Origin of the sequence: Paraburkholderia tropica (genome assembly GCF_900109265.1) — a bacterium.
Classification (GTDB): domain Bacteria; phylum Pseudomonadota; class Gammaproteobacteria; order Burkholderiales; family Burkholderiaceae; genus Paraburkholderia; species Paraburkholderia tropica.
The window spans coordinates 43,575-63,578 of sequence record NZ_FNZM01000033.1; the positions used below are offsets into that span (position 1 = coordinate 43,575).

Below are 20,004 nucleotides of genomic sequence, written 5' to 3' on the forward strand. Positions count from 1 at the left end.
CTCCGTCGCCAGGGTTTTAAGGCCAGAACACGCGCGCGGCATCCACGCACAGACGGTCCAGTAGCATGGCCAGGTCGTGACTCGCGTACTGCGCCACCCAGCGGCGCGCTGCGTGGTCCCGCGCATGCAGATGCCACTGGCCGTCGTCGTCCCGCGCGAGCCACGCAATGTCGATCACGCCGCCCGCCGGGTCGACGTTGCGCGAGCAGCACGGGCTTTCGATCCGATACCCTTCGGGCTCCCGCGCGACGCGCGCCCGAACGTACCGGTAGCGCACGCGGTTGCGCAACGCGCGCTCGATCTGGTGCTGCGTGAAATCGGCCACGCGTGCGTTGCCCGCATCGGCAACATGCGCGGCGGACGGCGCGTTCCGTGCGCATGGCTCTGCGCACCCTTCGCCCCATGTCGTCGGCGTCGTCATGATTCGACCTCGTCTTCCTCGGCTAGCAGCCCGGCGGGCGCGGGCGCGATCTCGTCTTCCGTGCAGCCGACAACGCGGCGGCCGAATTCGACGAGATACACCGGCTCGCCGCTTTCGACCACCCGCCCCACGTTGACGATCTCGCCCACCGCGCCCGCGCTCACCAGGCACTCGCCTTCGCCTCGGTCTGGATAGCTGCCGTCATTGCACAGATCGTCGAGTGCGATCACACGCATGCCCCACGCGTAGGCGGGCTCAATCGGCTCCATGCTCATCGCGCCGTCCTCTCATCGCTGCCCGTGCCGATCGTGCGCAGCGCGGCGGCACGTTCGCCGAGGCGTTCGAGCACGTCGTCCGGCAGGTGATCGAGCGTGCACAACTCCTTCGCGCGCATGCCGACCCGATGACCGGTTTCGACGAAGTCCACCGCGTAGATGTAGAACTGCTGCAGGAACGTGTTGATGCTCGTGACATAACCGACGTCGCCCTTGCTCACCAGCACCTCGCCAATATCCTTGCCGGTGTAGGTGCCGTCGTTGCGAATCGCCGAGCGGGCGATCACACGCTCGCCGAAGCTGAAACGCGGTGGGAACGCGATCTCGACGGTGTCGTCGTCCCGGTTGATGTCACCCATGGCTCACTCCCGCGCAAGGCCGCATCTCGCCGTCACGGACATCTGCGGGCGCGCTCGCCCCTCTGCGCTGCCTGGCGAGCGCACGCACCTCTTCGTCCGGGTCGGTCAGCAACGGCGTCAACGTGTGGGGCTGGGCGCGCCGCGCGGCTTCCCAGCGCACGCGCCAGTCGGCGTCGTGGAAAAAGCGTGTCGCGAGCGCGAACGGCAGGCGCGTCGCCACGATGCGCCTCACCTCGGCTTCATCATCGTCGGCCATGCGCAGCAGCGCCGGCATCTCGATGCGTTCGGCGACCCGCATTCTTACGACCCAGTCCGGGTCCTGCGCCATCAACGGCAGCAGCGCCGAAGGCAGACGCCGCGCCACCCACTCGCGCACGCCATAGTCGCTGTCCGTGCGCAACTGGGCCAGCGCCGCCGGTTCGAGCCGTTGCGCGACACGAATCCGCACCTCACGGTGAGGGTCGCGAGCCATGCGCGCGAGATGCGCCTGCGGCAGGCGCAGCGCGATTTGCAGGCGGACGGTCTCGTCGGTGTCGTCGATCAGCGCGGGCAGCCTGAACACATCGGCATGGCGCGCCGCAATCGCACGCACCTCAAAATACGGATGATCGAGATGCGCGTTGCCGAGTTCGGGATGCCAGCGGAAGAAGCGGTCGATACGCCTCGCGTACGCATCCTGCATGCACGCGTGGCCCGGCTCGCATCCTGCCTCGTCCGGCATTGCGCGCAAGCCGCGATGGGCGCAGACCGCGCAGTCGACCGGGCCGCCTTGCCAGTGACAAGGCGGAATGTCGCCGGAAGGCGCGCGCACGGCGCGGCGCGCGTTCATAACGGCACCGCCCAGCCGCGCGCCGGATACGCGCGCGGCACGCCTGCTCCGTCACCGTCGACGTCGTCCTCGCGGCGCATCAGTACATGCAGCAGCAACGCGCCGCCGACGTGGTCTTCCGGGTCGAGGCTTCGCAGTTCTGCAAGCTGCGTTTGCGCCGAAGCCAGTTCACCCAGCCGCATGTGCAGATACGCGAGCCCCTTGAGCGTGAACAGATAGAAACGCACGGCGGCGTCGTAGCGCACGGCATCGCGCGACGGCGGCTCGCGCCCGAAATCGGCGCCTAGCACGGATCGCGCAATCGACAGCGCATCCTCGCCCACCGCGCGCGCGTCGGCCAACCGATGACCATAGAAGTGAAACCGGTAGAGTGCGATCAGCGGTGCCGGGTGAGCCGGTGCGACAGCGCGTGCCCGCTCCAGCAGCCCGAGCGCTTCGGCTGGCCGCTCGCGCACGCGGCCCGCTTCGGCGAGCAGTCGCGCCGCCTCGGACGCAAGTCCGCCGCCAAGCGCCGACTGCGCGAAACAGGCGAGCGCGTCGTCCATGGTGTCGGTGTCGGGCGTCAGCGTCTGCATCGTCGCACCTGATGGTTTCACGATGCCTGCGGCGGCAACGGCGGGCGCCCGCGTCCGATCGCCCCCACGTCGATGCGCGCGACGCCCGGCTCGCTCGCGCCCGCGCTGCTGCACGCGCACGGCACCTGGTTCGGGCTCGCGAAGGTGAGGCCCGACTGGGTCGCCGTCTCGACGAAATCGATCGTCATGCCATCGAGCAGCAGACGGCTCTCCGCCGCGAGGAAAAGGCGCAGGCCGTTAATTTCCAGCACCTGCTCGCCCGCCTGCGGCGCGGCCTCGGCGCTGAACTCAGCGTTGTAGCCCGAGCAGCCGCCGGGACTCACGAGCAAACGAAAGCCTGCGCCGGCAGGCAGGCCGGCAAAGCGCACGATCCGGCGCATGAACTTCTCGGCGGCGGGCATGACGGTAAGGTTGGGCAGCATGATGCAGATCTTCTCCAGTTGGGCAGTCGGGCTAGCGCCGCGCAGTTCGATACGCGGCGCGCACCGTGGCTCAGGCGTGAACGATGCAGCCGTCCACCGGGCATACCGCGATGCACTGCGGGCTATCGAAATGCCCTTCGCACTCCGTACATTTCTTCGGGTCGATCGCGAAGACGCCGCCCTTCTCGTTGATGGCGACGTTCGGGCATTCCGGCTCGCAGGCCGAGCAGCCGGTGCAGGTGGACGCAATGATTTTCAGTGTCATGGGGATACTCCTCGCAATGAATGATCGTGGGGGCGTTCAACGCAGTCTTCAGGCCGCCGCGCCCGTGAACGCGCCCTGCCGGATCGCCGCGTCGCCGCGATCCGCATGCGTGATCGCACCGTTCGCGACCCGGCTTCGGTAATCGTTGAACCACGCGAGCGCGGCCTTCTCGATGAACTCGCCAACGAACTGGTCCACCGGTTCGATGCCCGCCTGCGCAAGTTCGTCGCGGGGGCACGCGCCGATCTTCGCGACCAGCACCGCATGACAGTCGTTGATCGCACGCACGACGGACGGCAACTGCTCGTCGTCGCCATAGCCGCCCTGGCAGTACAGGTCCACGCGACGATGGCCGACGAACAGCGCCTCGGTTGCGCTCACCTCGAAAATCTGGAACTCGGTGACATGGCCGAAGTGCTCGTTCACGCGTCCGCCGCCCTTCGTCGCGACGGCGACCAGCACCTTCAGATCGTCGGCCACATCGATCGCCTGCGCGGCGGCCAGCGCTTCCTGCTTCGCCGCGTGCTGCGCCTCGCGTTCGGCCTCGACGCGGCTCTGATATTCGCGGCGGCGCTCAAGGTCGTAGACCACTTCCATCTGCTCGATCTTGTCGAGCGTGAATTCCTCGCTGCGATCCTCGCCGAGCAGCCCCACCGCATCCGCGCGGCACTGGCGGCAATGGCGCATCAGGTTCGCGCCGCCCATGCACGCGTCCTGCACGGTTTTCAGTTCCTGCGCGCTCGGCCCGCGCTGGCCGGTCAGCCCGAAGTGCGTGCCGTGCTCCGCCTCCGAGATGAGCGGCATGATGTTGTGCAGGAACGCGCCACGCTTTTTCACTTCGCGATTCACTTCGATCAGGTGGTCGTCGTTGATGCCCGGAATCAGCACCGAATTGATCTTCGTGAGCACGCCGCGCGCGGTCAGCATCTCAAGGCCCTTCATCTGCCGTTCGTGCAGAATCCGCGCGGCTTCGTAGCCCGTTATGCGCCGGTGGTTCCAGAAAATCCACGGATAGATCTTTTCGCCGACGGCCGGATCGACCATGTTGATCGTGATCGTCACGTGGTCGATGTTGTACTGGCAGATTTCGTCGACGAGATCCGGCAGCGCGAGTCCGTTAGTCGACAGGCACAGCTTGATGTCGGGGGCCTGCTCCTGAAGCATGCGGAAGGTGTCGAAGGTTTTCTTCGGATTCGCCAGCGAATCGCCGGGACCGGCGATGCCGAGCACGGTCATCTGCGGAATCTCGCTCGCGACCGCGACTACCTTCTTCACCGCCTGCTCAGGCGTAAGCTTTTGCGACACCACGCCGGGGCGCGACTCGTTCGAGCAGTCGTACTTGCGGTTGCAGTAGTTGCACTGGATGTTGCAGGCGGGCGCGACCGCCACGTGCATGCGCGCGTAATGGTGATGCGCCTCTTCCGAATAGCAGGGATGGTTCTTGATCTTCTCCCACACCTCGGGGGGCATGTCGTCGGGGCCGCCCGACGAACCACAACTGGCCTTGCCATCGCCGCCTTGGGAACCACAACCGCCGCTGGCAGCCGGCACGTCGATGGCCGCCCCCAGAGGCTTGATCTGGCCGATGCCGATATAGGCAGCGGCGGGCAGCATGCTGGCACTCGCGTTATCTTGCATGGATATCTCCTCGCAACCGGACGTGACTACGTGCGGGAGATAAAAGCCAGATTCGTGCCACTAGCGCAAAGCCCGTCTGGACGGGGGTTTGACGAATCGCGCGTGCGCTTTGTCGCGCGCGCCGACACGCAAACCCAACGAGACCGCCGGTTTCTGTCGCGGTTGCGACAAAGCCCACATTATTTCGTCATGCTATGGAATTGACACGAAGGCGCGAGCACGCGCGGCACAGCCGCCGCTCGCCGATGGCGTGCGAAGGCGTGACGAATGAGAAACAGCGAAAGCGGCGAACTAGAAGCGCCGAACCTCGATGCCGTATTTGTGGAGCGCGTAGCCGATCTGCCGTGGCGTAATCCTGAGCAGGCGCGCCGCCTTCGCCTGAACCCAGCCGCAGCGCTCCATCGCCCAGATGAGCCGCTCGCGCTCGCCCTCCGGCTTGCCTTCTTCCGCATCGCCGGAATGGAAGCCATCGGCGACGCTGTCGTCGGCCAGATCGTCCGGCAACGCGAACGGCAAGTCAGCATCGCGCGGCGCACCGCCCGGCATGCCCGGAATCTCGCGGATCGGAATATCGGCGAGACGCGCCGGCCGCACGGCGTCCTCCCGCTCGATGTGATGCAGCACCCGCGTCAGGCACTGATCTTCCTGACACAGAAAGGCGAGACGATCGATGAGGTCGCCATGCGTCATCGTTGCCGTGCGCTCGACGCAGTTCTCCAGCTCGCGCACGTTGCCGGGCCAGTAGCAGCTCGTCAGCACGCGCATCGCGTCCGTGCTGAAATGTAGCGCACGGCTATTGTCGCGGTTGAAGCGATCGAGAAAATACTCCGCCATCGCCGGAATGTCCTCGCGCCGCTCGCGAAGCGGCGGCAACTGGATGCTCACCACATTGATGCGGTAATAGAGGTCGGCGCGGAATTCGCCTTCTTTCACCATGCGTTCGAGATTGCGATTCGTGGCGAGAATCAGCCTCACGTCGACTTTCACCGCCGACGCGCCGCCGACCCGCTCGAACTCGCGCTCCTGTAGCACGCGCAACAGCTTCGCCTGGAACGAAGGCGAGATGTCGCCGATCTCGTCGAGAAAGAGCGTGCCGCCGTGCGCGAGTTCGAAGCGGCCCTTGCGCTGGCCTTGAGCGCCTGTGAATGCGCCCTTTTCGTGGCCGAACAGTTCGCTTTCGAGCAGCGACTCCGTCAAGGCCGCGCAGTTGACCGACACGAACGCCTGCTCGTTGCGCGGCGAAAGGCGATGAATCGCGCGCGCGATCACTTCCTTGCCGGTACCGCTTTCTCCGCGCAGCAGCACCGTGGTACGCGCGGGCGCCACCTGATGAACCTGCTCGAAGATGCGCTGCATGGGCTCGGACACGCCCACCACGTGATCGAGCGGCGGCGCCGGGCGAATCGCCTTCTGCATGCGCCGCACTTCTTCCTGCATGCGGCCGTGCGCGGCGCTCACGCTGCGATGAAGCAGCAGCGCCTGCGCCATCAAGGTCGAGACGATCTTCATCAGATCGAGGTCGCCCGCGAACATGCGCGTGCCGCCCGGATTGATGCAGAACACCGCGAGCACGCCGAGCGTATTGCGCTCCACGCGGATCGGCGTCGCGAGCAGCGCGACGCGCGCGTCGCCGAATTCGCCGGGCTCGCCCGCGCTGCCGGTGCGATCGAGAAACACCGGCTCGTCACGCACGTCCGGCACGACCGCGGGCATGCTGCTCTTGAACACCCGCCCGACGATGCCCTCTCCCGGATGAAAGCGGATACGCCGATGCTCGTCGCGCGACAGCCCCGCGCTGCACATCCCGTGCAACTCGCCGTCCAGTTCCGCCACGACGACGAACGCACGCCGCCAGTCGAGCGCATTGAGGAGATACTCCAGCGACGTCCGGAACGTCTGCGCGACATCCAGCGACGACACGAGCGTCTTGCTGACTTCATAGACCGCGTCGAGCTCACGACGGGCCTCGCCTGCACCTGACTTCTGCATGAATCCCTCCGCTCCTGCTGTGGCCCGGTCGAGGCACCACGGCGCAACAGCAGCACGAATCTCGATAAAGCAAGATTCAGCCCACGCCGAACAAGCGCCGGATCGGAATGCGGGCCGAGCCGACAAAGCCGACAAACGCAACAAACCTGAACTGCAATCCTGCGTCGGTTACGTACAAAGAAAACCATCCCCGCGCCAGAAGACAACCATACCCGGCTAAAAAAAGCCGTGGCATGGATGTTGCAGATTTTCGCCTGCCTGTTCCATCCTCCGCTGCCAAGGAGCCCGCCATGCCGGATGCCGCCCGTTATCCCGAGTCCCGCGTTCAGCCCGTCTATCTCGACTACGCCGCCACTACGCCCGTGGACCCGCGTGTCGCGCGGCGCATGCTGCCCTACATGACGCAGATCTTCGGCAATCCGGCGAGCCGCTCTCATGCGTTCGGCTGGGCCGCCGACGAAGCCGTGGAACTCGCCCGCGAGCAGGTGGCGAGCCTCGTGAACGCCGACCCGCGCGAAATCGTCTGGACCTCGGGCGCGACCGAGTCGGACAACCTCGCGCTGAAGGGCGCCGCACACTTCCACCGCTCGCGTGGCAAGCACCTCGTGACGCTCGCAACCGAACACAAGGCCGTGCTCGACACGATGCGCGAACTCGAACGCGAAGGCTTCGAGGTGAGCGTGCTGCCGGTGCAGCAGGACGGCCTCGTCGACCCGGCCGTGTTCGAGGCCGCGCTCCGGCCCGAGACCGTGCTCGCGTCGGTGATGCTCGTGAACAACGAAACGGGCGCCGTGCAGGACATCGCCACGCTGGGTGCGCTGTGCCGCGCGCGCGGCGTGCTGCTGCACGTCGATGCGGCGCAGGCGGCCGGCAAGGTGCCGATCGACCTCGACGCATTGCCGGTCGACCTGATGTCGCTCTCCGCGCACAAGGTCTACGGCCCGAAAGGCATCGGCGCGCTTTACGTGCGCCGCCGCCCGCGCGTGCGCATCGATGCGCAGATCCACGGCGGCGGGCACGAGCGCGGCATGCGCTCGGGCACGCTGCCGACGCACCAGATCGTTGGTATGGGTGCGGCATTCTGGCTTGCCCGCGAAAGCATGCGCGCCGACAACGAACGCATCCGCATGCTGCGCGACCGATTGTGGGCGGGCTTGCAAGCCATCGACGCAATCGAGGTCAATGGCGACCTCACACACGGCGCGCCGCATTACCTCAATATCAGTTTCCGCTACGTCGAAGGCGAATCGCTGCTGATGGGGATGAAGGACATCGCGGTGTCTTCCGGTTCGGCGTGCACGTCCGCAAGCCTCGAACCCAGCTACGTGCTGCGCGCGATGGGACGCGACGACGAACTCGCGCACAGTTCGATCCGCTTCTCGCTCGGACGCTTCACGACGGCGCAGGAGATCGATTTCGCCATTGCGCAGGTGACCCGCGTGGTCGAACGGCTGCGCGGCATGAGCCCGTTGTGGGACATGGCGCAGGCCGGCGTCGACCTTCGTTCTCTCCAGTGGGCCGAACACTGATGCCCGGCCCGTCCGGCACGCTACCAAGGAGCATGTCATGGCTTACAGCGACAAGGTTCTCGATCACTATGAAAATCCGCGCAACGTGGGCTCGTTCGGCAAGGACGACGACACGGTGGGCACCGGCATGGTCGGCGCGCCCGCGTGTGGCGACGTGATGCGGTTGCAGATACGCGTCAATGACGAGGGCGTGATCGAGGATGCGAGATTCAAGACCTATGGCTGCGGCTCGGCGATCGCGTCCAGTTCGCTGGTCACCGAATGGGTCAAGGGCAAGACGCTCGACGAGGCGATGGCGATCCGCAATACGCAGATCGCCGAAGCCCTCGCACTGCCGCCGGTGAAGATCCATTGCTCGATCCTCGCCGAGGATGCCATCAAGGCCGCCGTGGCCGACTTCCGCGCGCGGCGCCTCACGGCCGAGCCTCGCGAAACGGCGGCGCGAGACAGCGTCGAATTCACGACCGAACAGCCGGCCTGCGCGTCCGGCACGAATTGAACGCGCTCACCGAACGAGGACAAGCACGATGGAATCACTCCAGCAAGCGGCCGCCGCCGCGCCCGAACCCCTGCCGTCCTTCCTGGACTTCACCGCGCGCGCCGCCGCCAAGGTCGCGTCGCTGATCGAGGAAGAAGGCAATCCCCGGCTCAAGCTCCGACTCTATGTGTCCGGCGGCGGCTGCTCGGGGTTTCAGTACGGATTCTCGTTCGACGACCAGGTCGCCGAAGACGACATGCAGATCGTCACCGACGGCGTCACGTTGCTGATCGATGCGATGAGCCAGCAGTATCTCCTGGGCGCGCGCGTCGATTACGAAGACAGCCTCGAAGGCGCGCGTTTCGTCATCCAAAACCCGAACGCCCAGAGCACCTGCGGCTGCGGCAGTTCCTTCTCCGTGTGAGGCCCGACATGACCGTCTCTCTCACCCCGGCAGCGGCGCGGCACGTCGCGAGGTCGCTGCAAAAGCGTGGCAGCGGCGTCGGACTGCGCGTCGCGGTCAAGACGAGCGGCTGCTCGGGCTTCGCGTATGCGCTCGAATTCGTGGATACACCGAACGTCGAGGACCGGTGTTTTGAGGCATATGGCGTGACGATCGTCGTCGATCCACGCAGCCTGCCGATGCTCGACGGCACCGAACTCGACTTCGTGCGCGAAGGCCTGAACGAAGGCTTCAAGTTCCACAACCCGAACGCGAAGGCAAACTGCGGATGCGGAGAAAGCTTCGCGGTGTGAGCCTTCCGCTCCACCCTGCCGAGGAGATATCGACATGGCCCTGCTACAGATCGCTGAACCCGGCCGCGCCGCCGCCCCACATCAGCACCGGCTCGCGGCCGGCATCGACCTGGGGACAACGAACTCGCTCGTCGCGACGGTCCAGAGCGCCGTGGCGCGCGTGTTGCCAGACCTGTTGCCGGACATGGAAGGCTCACCGCTCGTGCCTTCCGTCGTGCGCTATCTGCCGTCAGGCGAAGCGCGCGTGGGACGCGAGGCGCAAATGCAGCAAGCCGACGATCCGGCCAACACCATCGTCTCGGTAAAGCGTTTCATGGGGCGGCGTCTTGCGGATCTGCCCGATGCCGACGCGCTGCCTTATCGCTTCGTCGACCGGCCCGGCATGGTGCACGTCGCGACGGCCGCGGGCGAGCGCTCGCCGGTGGAGGTCTCGGCCGAAATCCTGCGCGCGCTGCGCACGCGAGCCGAAGCCGCGCTCGGCGGCGAACTGGCGGGCGTGGTGATCACCGTGCCTGCCTACTTCGACGATGCGCAACGCCAGGCGACCAAGGACGCCGCGAGACTCGCCGGACTCACCGTGCTGCGGCTGATGAACGAGCCGACCGCCGCTGCTGTGGCCTACGGGCTCGACCGCGCAGCCGAAGGCACGTTCGCGGTCTACGACCTGGGCGGCGGCACGTTCGACATCTCGATTCTGCGGCTCTCGAAGGGCGTCTTCGAAGTGCTCGCCACGGGCGGCGACGCAGCGCTCGGCGGAGACGATTTCGATCACGCCGTGGCGCACTGGCTGTGCAATGCGCAGGGCGTCGCCAGCCTTGCCGCACTCGCGCCGCGCGAGCAGCGCGCGCTGCTGATGGCGGCGCGCACCGCGAAGGAGGCACTGTCGCAATCGGACACGGCCGAGGTCACGCTGACGCATCCCGGCGGCGCCATCTGGCAGCGCACGCTGTCGCGCGCGGTATTCGGCGCGCTCTGTCAGCCGCTGATCGACCGGACCATTGCCGCCACGCGCCGCGCACTGCGCGACGCCAGGCTGCAGAGCGCCGATATCGACGGCGTGGTGCTGGTCGGCGGTTCGACACGCATGCCGCTCGCACGAGACGCGGTGCGCGGCCTGTTCGGCTGCGAACCGCTCGCGGACATCGATCCCGACCAGGTCGTCGCTCTCGGCGCGGCGAGGCAAGCGGACGTCCTCGCCGGAAACAGCAACGGCGACGGCTGGCTGCTGCTCGATGTCTGTCCGCTGTCGCTCGGGCTCGAAACGATGGGCGGTCTGGTCGAGAAGATCATTCCGCGCAACTCGACGTTGCCCGTCGCCCGTGCGCAGGAATTCACGACGTTCAAGGACGGACAGACCGCGATGTCGATCCACGTCGTCCAGGGCGAGCGCGAGGCGGTCGCGGACTGCCGCTCGCTCGCCCGTTTCGAACTGCGCGGCATTCCTGCCACGGTCGCGGGCGCCGCGCGCGTTCGCGTGACATTCCAGATCGACGCCGACGGCCTGCTCGCCGTCACCGCCCGGGAGCAGACGACCGGAACCGAGGCGCACGTCGAGGTCAAGCCGTCATACGGCCTGAGCGACGCGCAGGTTGCCGCGATGCTAAGGGAGGCCTTCGACACCTCGCTCGACGACATGCAATTGCGCGCGCTGCGCGAAGCGCAAGTCGACGCCCGGCGCCTGCTGGATGCGACCGAAACGGCGCTTGCCGCCGATGCCGCGTTGCTCACGGAAACGGAACTCGCCGCGATCCGGCAAAGCCTGTTCGGCGTGGCGGAGGCGCTCGAAGTCGGCGCGCCCCTCGATGCGCTGCGCGCGGCTGCCGAAACGCTCTCCCACGCTACCGCCGAATTCGCCGCACGCCGGATGAACGCCTCCATTCGCCAGGCGCTCGCAGGCCGCGCGCTCGACAGTCTCGCCTGAACGGATCCCCTCATGCCCCGCGTACACGTGCTTCCTCATGCCGAGTTGTGTCCCGAAGGACGCGTAATCGAGCTCAAACGCGGCGCATCGCTGTGCGACGGCCTGCTCGAATCGGGCATCGCCATCGAACATGCCTGCGAGATGGTGGCTGCCTGCGCAACTTGTCATATCTACGTGCGTGCGGGCGGCGCGTCGCTGACCGCGCCCGATGATGAGGAGTCCGACCAGCTCGACCACGCGTGGGGCGTCGACGCACAATCGCGCCTTGCGTGCTGCGTGAAGCTGCGCGACGCCGACCTGACCATCGAGTTGCCGAAACACACGCGCAACTTCGCGCGCGAGCGCTGACACCGCCACCCGGTCGAGAACGCCTGGTTCACGGTGTCCGGAACAGCACATTCGCGACACGCGCAACCCCACAACACGCCCTTCATACGCGACATCCGCGTTGTCGAATCGCGGCCACAAGCCCGCGTCCAGCCACAATGCGCCGCTGGCACAACCCTTGCAAATCTCATGACGACAACTTGGGAGACCACGCACATGCCCGTCCCGATCATCAACGACACCACCCTGCGCGACGGTGAACAGACCGCCGGCGTCGCGTTCACGCTCGAAGAGAAATGCGCTATCGCGACGGCACTGTCTAAAGCCGGCGTCGCCGAACTCGAAATCGGCATTCCGGCCATGGGCGAGGACGAGATTGCCGGCATCCGGGCGATCGTCGACCTGAACCTCGACGCCGGCCTGATGGTCTGGGGACGCCTCACCGACGGCGATCTCGCCGCTGCGCTGCGCTGCAATCCCGACATCGTGCATCTGTCGATTCCGGTCTCGGACATCCACCTGCAATACAAGCTGCGTCAGCCGCGCAACTGGGTGTTCGGGCAGATCGCGCGCGTGATCGCGGCGGCGGCAAAAAGCGATCGCAAGATCTCGCTCGGGATGGAGGACGCCTCGCGCGCGGACCCCGCCTTCCTCGCCGACGTCGCACGCTGCGCGCAGCAGCACGGCGCGCAACGCGTGCGCTTCGCCGATACGCTCGGCGTGCTCGATCCGTTCTCGACCTACGACGCGATCGCAAGACTGCGCGACGCCGTCGACATCGAGATCGAGATCCATGCGCACGACGACCTCGGGCTCGCCACGGCCAACACGCTCGCCGCGCTGCGCGCGGGCGCGACCCACGCGAACACGACCGTCAACGGCCTCGGCGAGCGCGCCGGAAACGCCGCGCTCGAAGAGATCGTCATGGGCGCGCGGCATCTGCTGGGACGCGACACCGGCGTCGACACGACCGCGCTGCTCGGCATCTCGCGGCTCGTTGAAAGCGCGTCGGGCAGGACGGTTTCGTTCAACAAGAGCATCGTCGGCAGCGCCGTGTTTACGCACGAGTCGGGCATTCACGCCGACGGCATCGCGAAACATCCCGCGACCTACGAAAGCTTCGATCCGGCCGAACTCGGGCGGCAGCGTTCGGTCGTGCTCGGCAAACACTCTGGATCCCAAAGCGTTCGCCAAGCCTACGGCGCGCTCGGCGTGAACGTGGCCGAGCGGATCCTGCCGATGCTGCTCGCGCGGATCCGCCAGTACGCCACGCAGTACAAGCAGGCGCCGAGCGCGAGCGACCTCTACCGTTTTCTGTCCGAAGCCAGCGAAACGTTCGGGGAGGTCTCGTGAGCGACTATCGCCGCGTCATGCCTGAACCGGCATCCACGGACACGGCCGGCCCGAACACCTCATGGTGGTCGCTATTGCTTGGCGACGTGCACTGCGTCGCTCAGCGCGACCCGGCCGCCCGCAGCCGGTTCGAAGCCTGGACGATCTATCCCGGCGTGCATGCCATGGCGGCCTACCGTATCGCTCATGCGCTGTGGGCGCGCGGCTGGCGCTACGTGCCGCGCTGGCTGTCGTTCGTCGCGCGCATGGTCACGCATGTGGACATTCACCCGGGCGCGGTGATCGGCGCGCGATGCTTCATCGATCACGGCGCGGGCGTCGTGATCGGCGAGACTGCCGTGATCGGCAACGACGTCACGCTCTATCACGGCGTCACGCTCGGCGGCACGAGCTGGCATCCGGGCAAGCGTCACCCAACGCTCGGCGACCACGTCGTCATCGGCGCGGGCGCGAAGATTCTCGGACCGATCACGATCGGCCATCACGCGCGCATCGCTGCGAACTCCGTCGTCATCGATCCGGTGCCGGAAGGCGCGACCGTCGTCGGCATCCCGGGGCGCGTCGTGGCCCCTCGCGCGCGAGCGGCTCCATATGGTTTCGACCTCAATCACCATCTGATTCCGGATCCCGTCGGCAAGGCGCTCGCCTGCCTGCTGGAGCGCGTGGCGCATCTCGAACAGGCCGCGCAAGTGGGTCCCGCTGCGGTTGCCGCCCAGTGCCACGTCGGCTGCGACGACCGCTGCACGCCAAGCGCGCATTTTTCATCACCGCCCGACATGTCCAGTGGGGAGTAACGACATGCAAGGATTCATCGAGCAACTTAAACGCCTCTCGTCGGCCGAGGATTTCCTGCACTTCTTCGGCATCCCGTTCGACGAGAAGGTGGTGAACGTCAGCCGTCTGCACATTCTCAAGCGCTTCTTCCAGTACATCCGGCAACAGGAAGCGATGCCGCAGAACAACGAGGCGGCCATGTTCAAGGTCTACCACGGTCTGCTGCTGAAGGCCTACAGCGACTTCGTCTCGTCCACGCCCGCCGACGAGAAGGTGTTCAAGGTCTTCCAGGACGTGGACGGCCGCCAGCATGTCTCTCTCGACAACCTGCGCGCGTCGTTGCCGACGCGCGACGCCGCCTGAACTGGAGCGCCATCATGCACATTGTCGTCTGCATCAAACAGGTTCCGGATTCCGCACAGATCCGGGTTCATCCTGTCACCAACACCATCATGCGCCAGGGCGTGCCGGCGATCGTCAACCCGTACGACCTGTTCTCGCTCGAAGAGGCGCTGCGGCTCAAGGACCGCTTCGGCGGCAAGGTCACGATGCTCTGCATGGGACCGCCGCAAGCCGAGGACGCGCTGCGCAAATGCATCGGCTATGGCGCGGACGACGCCGTGCTCGTGACCGACCGCGCATTCGCGGGCGCCGACACGCTCGCCACCTCGTATGCGCTCGCCGCTGCCATCCGCCAGATCGGGAAGGAACAGGCGGTGGACGTCGTGTTCACCGGCAAGCAGACCATCGACGGCGATACAGCCCAGGTCGGCCCCGGCATCGCCAAACGCATGGGGATGCAGCTACTCACCTACGTGTCGAAGATCGTCGAGACCGACCTCGATGCGCGCACGATCGTCGTCGAGCGCCGCGCGGAAGGCGGCGTGCAGGTGCTGAAGACCGCGCTGCCCTGTCTCGTGACGATGCTGGAGAACACCAACGAGCTGCGCTTCGCGACGCTGCCCGCGATGATCCATGCCGCGGGCTTTCCCGTGCGCAAATGGAACCGCGAACAGGCGGGCATCGAGGACGTCAGCAAGATCGGACTGAAAGGCTCGCCGACCGTGGTCAGCAAGGTCTTCGGACCGACGCCGCGCAGCGAAAAGACGGAGATGCTGGAGCTGGACATTTCGAGCCTGCGCGACATCTCGCTGAACCTGTTGCAGAAGATATTCACCCGCCATCCAACACTGGAGGCGGACTTGCTGATGAAGGGGACCTCATGAACTCGCCTGTCGCCGCCGACGCCAAGCCGGCTGCGCCCGCCAAACGTGCGGGCGGCCGCAATCTCGAACTGCCCGAACACCTCAAGGTCTACAAGGGCGTCTGGGTTTTTCTGGAACATGACCGCGGCCATGTGCACAGCGTCTCGTGGGAACTGCTCGGCGAAGCGCGCAAGCTCGCCGACAAGCTGGGCAGCGACGTTGCCGTCGTGGCGCTCGGCGGCCCGGACGAGCCGCTCGAGCAGTTCGCCGCCGAGGCCTTCGGCTTCGGCGCGGACAAGGCCTACGTGATCCATGATCCGGTACTGCTCGGCTATCGCAACGAGCCCTTCACGAAAGGCCTCACCGACCTCGTCAACCAGTACCAGCCCGAAATCCTGCTGCTCGGCGCGACCTCGATGGGCCGCGATCTCGCCGGCTCGGTCGCGACGACGCTCGCAACCGGCCTCACCGCCGACTGCACGGAACTCAACATCGACCCGGTTTCGCGCGCGCTCGCCGCGACGAGGCCGACTTTCGGCGGCTCGCTGCTGTGCACGATCATGACGCTTGCATACCGCCCGCAGATGGCCACCGTGCGCCCGCGCGTAATGGCGATGCCGCAGGCGCAGAGCGGGCGCAGCGGAGCAATCGTGCAGGCAACGCTCGGGATGGCGGAGTCCGGCATCGTGACGAAGCTGCTCGATTTCATCGCCGACGCGAACAGCAACCGCATCAACCTGCCCTACGCCGATGTGATCGTCAGCGGCGGCAAGGGGCTCAAGAACCCGGAGAACTTCCGGCTCGTCTTCGAACTGGCGCGTGTGCTGGGCGGCGAAGTCGGCGCGACGCGTCCCTGTGTGCAGGCCGGCTGGGTCGAGGCCGATCGTCAGGTCGGCCAGACCGGCAAGACCGTGCGGCCGAAGCTCTATATCGCAGCCGGTATTTCCGGCGCGATCCAGCATCGCGTCGGTATGGAGAGTTCGGACGTGATCGTCGCGATCAACACCGACCCGAACGCACCAATCTTCGACTTTGCGCACTATGGCATCGTCGGCAATGCACTCCAGGTGCTCCCGGCGCTAACGCAGGCGTTCGCGGACCACCTGGCGCTGCGCGGCAAGGCAGCCGCGTGAGGAGAACACGATGAAAAAACCCTCGCAATTCGATGCGATCGTCGTCGGCGCCGGACCGTCCGGCAACGCAGCGGCGTACGTGATGGCCAAAGCCGGACTGAAGGTGTTGCAGATCGAGCGCGGCGAATATCCAGGCAGCAAGAACGTCCAGGGCGCGATCCTGTATGCCAGGTCGCTCGAGGAGATCATCCCCGACTTTCGCGACGACGCACCGCTTGAGCGCCATATCATCGAGCAGCGTATGTGGATGCTCGACGACACGTCGTTCGTCGGCACGCACGTGCGCAGCGACGACTACAACCAGCCGCCGTACAACCGCTACACGATCATCCGCGCTCAGTTCGACAAGTGGTTTTCGTCGAAAGTGCGCGAAGCTGGTGCGCTGCTGATCTGCGAGACCACCGTCAATCACCTGATCATGGACGGCGACCAGGTCGTCGGCGTGCAGTGCGACCGCGAACAGGGCGATGTCTACGCGGATGTCGTCATCCTCGCGGACGGCGTGAATTCGACGCTCGCGCGCAAGGCCGGCTTTCACGGCGAAATCGAGGCGCGCAACGTCGCCCTGGCGGTCAAGGAAATTCTCTTCATGCCCGAGGAGACGATCCGCCAGCGCTTCAACATTGGCGAAGAGGAAGGCGTGGTGATCGAGATGATCGGCCGCATCACGGACGGCATGATGGGCACCGGGTTCCTGTACACGAACAAGGAGTCGCTGACCATCGGCGTTGGCTGCATGCTCAGCGATTTCAAGAGGAATCCGAATCGAACGAGTCCGTATGTGCTGCTCGAACAGATGAAGCGGCACCCGTCGATCGCACCGCTGATCGCCGGAGGAGAAATGAAGGAATACTGCGCGCACCTGATACCCGAGGGCGGATTCAATGCCATTCCGCGCGTGTACGGCAACGGCTGGATGATCGTCGGTGACTCTGGCGGCTTCGTCAATGCCGCGCACCGCGAAGGATCGAACCTCGCCATGACGACGGGACGCCTCGCCGCCGAAACAGTCATCGCCGCCAGGGTGAACGGCCACGGCTACCGCGCGAGCGCGCTCGCGGCGTACAAAAGCGCGCTCGACAACAGCTTCGTGATGAAGGATCTGCACAAGTACCGGGACATGCCGGGCATCCTGCACGACAATCCGCAGTTTTTTACGACGTATCCGGACCTCGTCGCGAACGCCGCACGCACGATGATTACCGTCGACGGCGTTGACAAGACCAGCAAGAAGCGCGAGGTGATGGCGAATTTCCGCAAGCACCGCTCTCTCGGCGGCCTCGTTGGCGACGCCTACAAACTTTGGAGGGCCTTCCGATGAACACCGTCACAGTCAACGTCGAGGAAAAACTGTTTCAGAATCGCTACCGCGTGGACGCGGGACGACCGCATATCCGCATCAAGAATACGGATGTCTGCACGAACGACTGCGGCTCCAAGAGTTGCACCTTCGTGTGCCCCGCATCGTGCTACAAGGCCGAAAGCAATGGGGCGGTCACGCTGATCACCGATGGCTGCCTGGAGTGCGGAAGCTGCCGCATCCTGTGCACGGACCACAACAACATCGAATGGGAGTACCCGCGCGGCGGGCACGGCATCCTGTTCAAGTTCGGTTAGGAGAGCACGGCAATGAGCAAACCTCAACGGCATGTTTTCGTGTGTACCCAGAATCGGCCGCCTCAGCATCCCCGCGGCTCGTGCGCGGGCGGCAAGGGATCGACCGCCCTCCTTCAGGCGCTCTGGGCCGAACAGCAGAAGCGAAACGCGTATGACACGGTGGCGATCACCTACTCGGGATGCCTCGGTCCGTGCGACCAGGGCGCGAATGTGCTGGTCTATCCGGAAGCCGTGCTGTATCGAGGCGTGACGGCCGCCGACGCCGAGGAAATCTTCACCTCGCATCTCGAACGTGGAGAGCCCGTGGCGCGGCTTGTTGCACCGGAGACAGTGTGGTGAACCTCGTCACCGGGATCGAGTCCACCGACCTGTTCGGCGGCGAGGTGCCGCCAGCCGCGCGTCGGCTGATCGACGCGGCGCGCGGTGCCGCACACGACGAAGCTGGTGCTGCGCTGTGGACCACCGTGCTTGCATTCCCGCAATGCCTGCCGCCGTATTACCTGCTGTACAAATTCCACGCTAGCCTAGGCGAACTGGAACTGGCCGAGGAAGTCGCATGCAAGGCGCTCGCCGTGGCCGCGCTGCAGGCGTCGCTCGCGCGAGACTGGCGCACGGTGCAGCCCGATGACGCTGATTTTTCGACACCGGGCCCGGCCCGCTTCTGGTTATCCACACTGAAGGCGCTGGCGTTCATCAGCGTGCGCCGCGGCGAGCATGCTGCAGCGAGAGAGCTTGTCGGCAAGCTGCGTGCGCTCGACCCGGAAGACAGGCTCGGCTTTGGCGTGATCGAGGCGCTGCTTGAGCATTCCTGCTCGCGGTAACGGCATGCAGGTTCGATCGCGCATGCGGGCAGCCAGTTCATGACGGCAACGGCAGACAAATCGGGCACGGCCGGCGTTGCCGCCGTTGATCGGGCTCTGAGTGTGCTTTCGGCGCTCGCCGATGGCAAAGGCAACCTGTCGTTAAATGAACTCGCTGAAAGTACCGGTCTTTATAAAAGTACCCTGCTTCGTCTGCTCGCCTCGCTGACTCACGCCAGGCTCGTTTCCCGTCAACCAAACGGACGTTATGTCCTCGGACCAACCGTGGCGAAACTTCATGCGAGCTATTTGCAGTCGTTTTGCTGCTCGGATTGGACCATCGCCGCCCTGCATGAACTGGTCGAGGCGACACGGGAGAGCGCCGCGTTTTTCGTGCTACGCGGTGAGTTCCAGCTTTGTCTCCATCGGGTTGCCTCTCCACGTGCGGTCAGGGACACGATCGAAACAGGCAAGCTGCTGCCGCCCGGCAGGGGCGCTGCGGGCCGTGTATTGCAGGCCTACGCATACATCGGCGACGAGGCACTGGGACAGCAGATTCGGCGAGCACAGGTTCTTCTGCTGACTGGCGATCACGACGCCGAATTGGCGGAGATCGCCGCGCCGGTCTTCGGCGCACTCGGAGAAGTGCTGGGTGCGATCGCGTTGATCATCCCGTGCGATCGCGTACACAGCGCATGGACAGTGACGGTCAGAAAGGCGGCAGAGGCTTTGAGCCTGCAGTTGGGCGGAGGGTTTCCCGATCAAAGTACCGATCATGGTTCCATTGGTGCAACCGCCGCGGGCACAACTTTGGAGTGTTTGTTCCGCCACCATCGCGCGCAGGGAACGCCGTTTTGAGCGTGCCGCGCGTGGTCGCGGCGTCAAACTTCAGATGACGGATGACACCCGGTATCAGCGCGAATTTCAGCTCGCCTTTCGACAAATCCTGTGTCGGCAGCAGCACACGCGTCGTGACATAGCCGTGGGTGAGAATGAGGCCTTGCAGGGGCATTGTCAAGTTGGCGGCTGTGGGCAACTGTGCGTCACGCGCGTAGTTATCCTTAACAGATAACGGTCTCGCTTGCGGCGGAAAGAGTCCAAGCGCGCCATGTGCCGAGGCGTTCTTGAAGTATGGCACGATGACGTGCAGCGTTCATCTGATGCCTTGGAAGCGCGAAGTGCTGACGGATCGGGCCGAAGCATGAAAGAAAAGCCTGCGTGCGACGCGCATCGCGAAAGCCACACATCTGGCGTTCGCGCCTACGGGTTGGCTGGTGGCTGTTCTCGGCGCGGTTATTTGCCCGTGCGGCCGCTTTGACGAACACGTGCTTCACCCGA

At 65.6% G+C, this 20,004-nt stretch carries 25 protein-coding genes and 2 pseudogenes; 16 read left to right on the forward strand and 11 right to left on the reverse strand.

The window, feature by feature from the left end; translation table 11 throughout:
* Positions 1-16 precede the first annotated feature (16 nt).
* The 9 genes from BMY06_RS35795 to nifA all read right to left on the reverse strand — a co-directional run bounded on the left by BMY06_RS35795 (position 17) and on the right by nifA (position 6,773).
* A complete protein-coding gene (locus BMY06_RS35795; RefSeq protein ID WP_244144458.1) occupies positions 17-421 on the reverse strand; it encodes a DUF3024 domain-containing protein in 405 nt (134 codons plus the stop codon).
* The gene (locus tag BMY06_RS35800) at positions 418-696 is read right to left on the reverse strand and encodes a nitrogen fixation protein NifZ (RefSeq protein WP_074987578.1); all 279 of its coding nucleotides are present in this window, start codon (positions 694-696) and stop codon (positions 418-420) included. The genes BMY06_RS35795 and BMY06_RS35800 overlap by 4 nt, the downstream gene beginning before the upstream one ends.
* Complete coding sequence (locus tag BMY06_RS35805; RefSeq protein WP_074987579.1) at positions 693-1,055, reverse strand: nitrogen fixation protein NifZ; 363 nt, start codon at positions 1,053-1,055, stop codon at positions 693-695. Before BMY06_RS35805 ends, BMY06_RS35800 begins: the two co-directional genes overlap by 4 nt.
* Positions 1,048-1,884, reverse strand: coding sequence for a 4Fe4S-binding leucine-rich repeat protein (locus BMY06_RS35810; RefSeq protein WP_074987580.1), 837 nt, complete (start codon positions 1,882-1,884; stop codon positions 1,048-1,050). The genes BMY06_RS35805 and BMY06_RS35810 overlap by 8 nt, the downstream gene beginning before the upstream one ends.
* The gene (locus BMY06_RS35815) at positions 1,881-2,459 is read right to left on the reverse strand and encodes a hypothetical protein (protein WP_074987581.1); all 579 of its coding nucleotides are present in this window, start codon (positions 2,457-2,459) and stop codon (positions 1,881-1,883) included. Before BMY06_RS35815 ends, BMY06_RS35810 begins: the two co-directional genes overlap by 4 nt.
* Before the next feature lie 17 nt (positions 2,460-2,476).
* A complete protein-coding gene (locus BMY06_RS35820; RefSeq protein ID WP_074987582.1) occupies positions 2,477-2,881 on the reverse strand; it encodes a HesB/IscA family protein in 405 nt (134 codons plus the stop codon).
* A 70-nt stretch (positions 2,882-2,951) separates the two neighbouring features.
* Positions 2,952-3,146 (reverse strand): 4Fe-4S binding protein, encoded by a 195-nt coding sequence (locus tag BMY06_RS35825; RefSeq protein WP_074987583.1) that lies wholly within the window; start codon positions 3,144-3,146, stop codon positions 2,952-2,954.
* 48 nt (positions 3,147-3,194) lie between these two features.
* Entirely contained in the window at positions 3,195-4,784 is a 1,590-nt protein-coding gene (gene nifB, locus BMY06_RS35830) for a nitrogenase cofactor biosynthesis protein NifB (protein WP_074987584.1), read from the reverse strand.
* A 291-nt stretch (positions 4,785-5,075) separates the two neighbouring features.
* Complete coding sequence (gene nifA / locus BMY06_RS35835) at positions 5,076-6,773, reverse strand: nif-specific transcriptional activator NifA (RefSeq protein ID WP_074987585.1); 1,698 nt, start codon at positions 6,771-6,773, stop codon at positions 5,076-5,078.
* Positions 6,774-7,063: 290 nt separating this feature from the next.
* Between nifA and BMY06_RS35840 the strand changes: the two genes are divergently transcribed.
* The 16 genes from BMY06_RS35840 (at position 7,064) to BMY06_RS35915 (ending at position 19,524) form a co-directional block, all read left to right on the forward strand.
* On the forward strand, positions 7,064-8,302 hold the full coding sequence (locus tag BMY06_RS35840; protein ID WP_074987586.1) for an IscS subfamily cysteine desulfurase: 1,239 nt from the start codon (positions 7,064-7,066) through the stop codon (positions 8,300-8,302).
* 37 nt (positions 8,303-8,339) lie between these two features.
* Entirely contained in the window at positions 8,340-8,801 is a 462-nt protein-coding gene (gene iscU / locus BMY06_RS35845; protein ID WP_074987587.1) for a Fe-S cluster assembly scaffold IscU, read from the forward strand.
* A 28-nt stretch (positions 8,802-8,829) separates the two neighbouring features.
* Positions 8,830-9,204 carry an iron-sulfur cluster insertion protein ErpA gene (gene erpA, locus BMY06_RS35850; protein ID WP_074987588.1) on the forward strand — a complete coding sequence of 125 codons (375 nt, stop codon included), beginning with the start codon at positions 8,830-8,832 and terminating at the stop codon, positions 9,202-9,204.
* Positions 9,205-9,212: 8 nt separating this feature from the next.
* On the forward strand, positions 9,213-9,536 hold the full coding sequence (gene iscA, locus BMY06_RS35855) for an iron-sulfur cluster assembly protein IscA (RefSeq protein ID WP_074987589.1): 324 nt from the start codon (positions 9,213-9,215) through the stop codon (positions 9,534-9,536).
* A 34-nt stretch (positions 9,537-9,570) separates the two neighbouring features.
* A complete protein-coding gene (gene hscA, locus BMY06_RS35860; RefSeq protein ID WP_074987590.1) occupies positions 9,571-11,457 on the forward strand; it encodes a Fe-S protein assembly chaperone HscA in 1,887 nt (628 codons plus the stop codon).
* Between the two features lie 12 nt (positions 11,458-11,469).
* A complete protein-coding gene (locus BMY06_RS35865) occupies positions 11,470-11,805 on the forward strand; it encodes a 2Fe-2S iron-sulfur cluster-binding protein (RefSeq protein WP_074987591.1) in 336 nt (111 codons plus the stop codon).
* Between the two features lie 195 nt (positions 11,806-12,000).
* Complete coding sequence (nifV, locus tag BMY06_RS35870; RefSeq protein WP_074987592.1) at positions 12,001-13,137, forward strand: homocitrate synthase; 1,137 nt, start codon at positions 12,001-12,003, stop codon at positions 13,135-13,137.
* Positions 13,134-13,931, forward strand: a complete 798-nt coding sequence (gene cysE / locus BMY06_RS35875) for a serine O-acetyltransferase (RefSeq protein ID WP_244144459.1) — start codon at positions 13,134-13,136, stop codon at positions 13,929-13,931. The genes nifV and cysE overlap by 4 nt, the downstream gene beginning before the upstream one ends.
* A 4-nt stretch (positions 13,932-13,935) precedes the next feature.
* Positions 13,936-14,274: a nitrogenase stabilizing/protective protein NifW gene (nifW, locus tag BMY06_RS35880; protein WP_074987593.1), complete on the forward strand. Its 339-nt coding sequence runs from the start codon at positions 13,936-13,938 to the stop codon at positions 14,272-14,274.
* Positions 14,275-14,288: 14 nt separating this feature from the next.
* Positions 14,289-15,137, forward strand: a complete 849-nt coding sequence (locus BMY06_RS35885; protein WP_074987594.1) for an electron transfer flavoprotein subunit beta/FixA family protein — start codon at positions 14,289-14,291, stop codon at positions 15,135-15,137.
* Complete coding sequence (locus BMY06_RS35890) at positions 15,134-16,249, forward strand: electron transfer flavoprotein subunit alpha/FixB family protein (protein ID WP_074987595.1); 1,116 nt, start codon at positions 15,134-15,136, stop codon at positions 16,247-16,249. The genes BMY06_RS35885 and BMY06_RS35890 overlap by 4 nt, the downstream gene beginning before the upstream one ends.
* Positions 16,250-16,259: 10 nt before the next feature.
* Positions 16,260-17,570: an FAD-dependent monooxygenase gene (locus BMY06_RS35895; RefSeq protein ID WP_074987596.1), complete on the forward strand. Its 1,311-nt coding sequence runs from the start codon at positions 16,260-16,262 to the stop codon at positions 17,568-17,570.
* On the forward strand, positions 17,567-17,866 hold the full coding sequence (locus BMY06_RS35900) for a ferredoxin family protein (RefSeq protein WP_074987597.1): 300 nt from the start codon (positions 17,567-17,569) through the stop codon (positions 17,864-17,866). Before BMY06_RS35895 ends, BMY06_RS35900 begins: the two co-directional genes overlap by 4 nt.
* Before the next feature lie 12 nt (positions 17,867-17,878).
* Positions 17,879-18,205 (forward strand): (2Fe-2S) ferredoxin domain-containing protein, encoded by a 327-nt coding sequence (locus BMY06_RS35905; protein WP_074987598.1) that lies wholly within the window; start codon positions 17,879-17,881, stop codon positions 18,203-18,205.
* Positions 18,202-18,687: a hypothetical protein gene (locus BMY06_RS35910; protein ID WP_074987605.1), complete on the forward strand. Its 486-nt coding sequence runs from the start codon at positions 18,202-18,204 to the stop codon at positions 18,685-18,687. The genes BMY06_RS35905 and BMY06_RS35910 overlap by 4 nt, the downstream gene beginning before the upstream one ends.
* Positions 18,688-18,726: 39 nt before the next feature.
* Positions 18,727-19,524 carry an IclR family transcriptional regulator gene (locus tag BMY06_RS35915; RefSeq protein WP_074987599.1) on the forward strand — a complete coding sequence of 266 codons (798 nt, stop codon included), beginning with the start codon at positions 18,727-18,729 and terminating at the stop codon, positions 19,522-19,524.
* Here the strand turns inward: BMY06_RS35915 and BMY06_RS40385 are convergent.
* Positions 19,496-19,684: pseudogene (locus BMY06_RS40385) on the reverse strand (POTRA domain-containing protein); the annotation flags it as partial. The gene BMY06_RS35915 and the pseudogene BMY06_RS40385 sit on opposite strands and share 29 nt — an antisense overlap.
* A gap of 43 nt (positions 19,685-19,727) precedes the next feature.
* Positions 19,728-20,004, reverse strand: a pseudogene (locus BMY06_RS35925) (IS6 family transposase); the annotation flags it as partial.

What these genes read in the sequence shown, in the direction of transcription:
- BMY06_RS35795 (WP_244144458.1), bottom strand. Translation starts at nt 421, where the DNA reads ATGACGACGCCGACGACATGGGGCGAAGGGTGCGCAGAGCCATGCGCA.
- BMY06_RS35800 (WP_074987578.1), bottom strand. Translation starts at nt 696, where the DNA reads ATGAGCATGGAGCCGATTGAGCCCGCCTACGCGTGGGGCATGCGTGTG.
- BMY06_RS35805 (WP_074987579.1), bottom strand. Translation starts at nt 1,055, where the DNA reads ATGGGTGACATCAACCGGGACGACGACACCGTCGAGATCGCGTTCCCA.
- BMY06_RS35810 (WP_074987580.1), bottom strand. Translation starts at nt 1,884, where the DNA reads ATGAACGCGCGCCGCGCCGTGCGCGCGCCTTCCGGCGACATTCCGCCT.
- BMY06_RS35815 (WP_074987581.1), bottom strand. Translation starts at nt 2,459, where the DNA reads ATGCAGACGCTGACGCCCGACACCGACACCATGGACGACGCGCTCGCC.
- BMY06_RS35820 (WP_074987582.1), bottom strand. Translation starts at nt 2,881, where the DNA reads ATGCTGCCCAACCTTACCGTCATGCCCGCCGCCGAGAAGTTCATGCGC.
- BMY06_RS35825 (WP_074987583.1), bottom strand. Translation starts at nt 3,146, where the DNA reads ATGACACTGAAAATCATTGCGTCCACCTGCACCGGCTGCTCGGCCTGC.
- nifB (WP_074987584.1), bottom strand. Translation starts at nt 4,784, where the DNA reads ATGCAAGATAACGCGAGTGCCAGCATGCTGCCCGCCGCTGCCTATATC.
- nifA (WP_074987585.1), bottom strand. Translation starts at nt 6,773, where the DNA reads ATGCAGAAGTCAGGTGCAGGCGAGGCCCGTCGTGAGCTCGACGCGGTC.
- BMY06_RS35840 (WP_074987586.1), top strand. Translation starts at nt 7,064, where the DNA reads ATGCCGGATGCCGCCCGTTATCCCGAGTCCCGCGTTCAGCCCGTCTAT.
- iscU (WP_074987587.1), top strand. Translation starts at nt 8,340, where the DNA reads ATGGCTTACAGCGACAAGGTTCTCGATCACTATGAAAATCCGCGCAAC.
- erpA (WP_074987588.1), top strand. Translation starts at nt 8,830, where the DNA reads ATGGAATCACTCCAGCAAGCGGCCGCCGCCGCGCCCGAACCCCTGCCG.
- iscA (WP_074987589.1), top strand. Translation starts at nt 9,213, where the DNA reads ATGACCGTCTCTCTCACCCCGGCAGCGGCGCGGCACGTCGCGAGGTCG.
- hscA (WP_074987590.1), top strand. Translation starts at nt 9,571, where the DNA reads ATGGCCCTGCTACAGATCGCTGAACCCGGCCGCGCCGCCGCCCCACAT.
- BMY06_RS35865 (WP_074987591.1), top strand. Translation starts at nt 11,470, where the DNA reads ATGCCCCGCGTACACGTGCTTCCTCATGCCGAGTTGTGTCCCGAAGGA.
- nifV (WP_074987592.1), top strand. Translation starts at nt 12,001, where the DNA reads ATGCCCGTCCCGATCATCAACGACACCACCCTGCGCGACGGTGAACAG.
- nifW (WP_074987593.1), top strand. Translation starts at nt 13,936, where the DNA reads ATGCAAGGATTCATCGAGCAACTTAAACGCCTCTCGTCGGCCGAGGAT.
- BMY06_RS35885 (WP_074987594.1), top strand. Translation starts at nt 14,289, where the DNA reads ATGCACATTGTCGTCTGCATCAAACAGGTTCCGGATTCCGCACAGATC.
- BMY06_RS35890 (WP_074987595.1), top strand. Translation starts at nt 15,134, where the DNA reads ATGAACTCGCCTGTCGCCGCCGACGCCAAGCCGGCTGCGCCCGCCAAA.
- BMY06_RS35895 (WP_074987596.1), top strand. Translation starts at nt 16,260, where the DNA reads ATGAAAAAACCCTCGCAATTCGATGCGATCGTCGTCGGCGCCGGACCG.
- BMY06_RS35900 (WP_074987597.1), top strand. Translation starts at nt 17,567, where the DNA reads ATGAACACCGTCACAGTCAACGTCGAGGAAAAACTGTTTCAGAATCGC.
- BMY06_RS35905 (WP_074987598.1), top strand. Translation starts at nt 17,879, where the DNA reads ATGAGCAAACCTCAACGGCATGTTTTCGTGTGTACCCAGAATCGGCCG.
- BMY06_RS35915 (WP_074987599.1), top strand. Translation starts at nt 18,727, where the DNA reads ATGACGGCAACGGCAGACAAATCGGGCACGGCCGGCGTTGCCGCCGTT.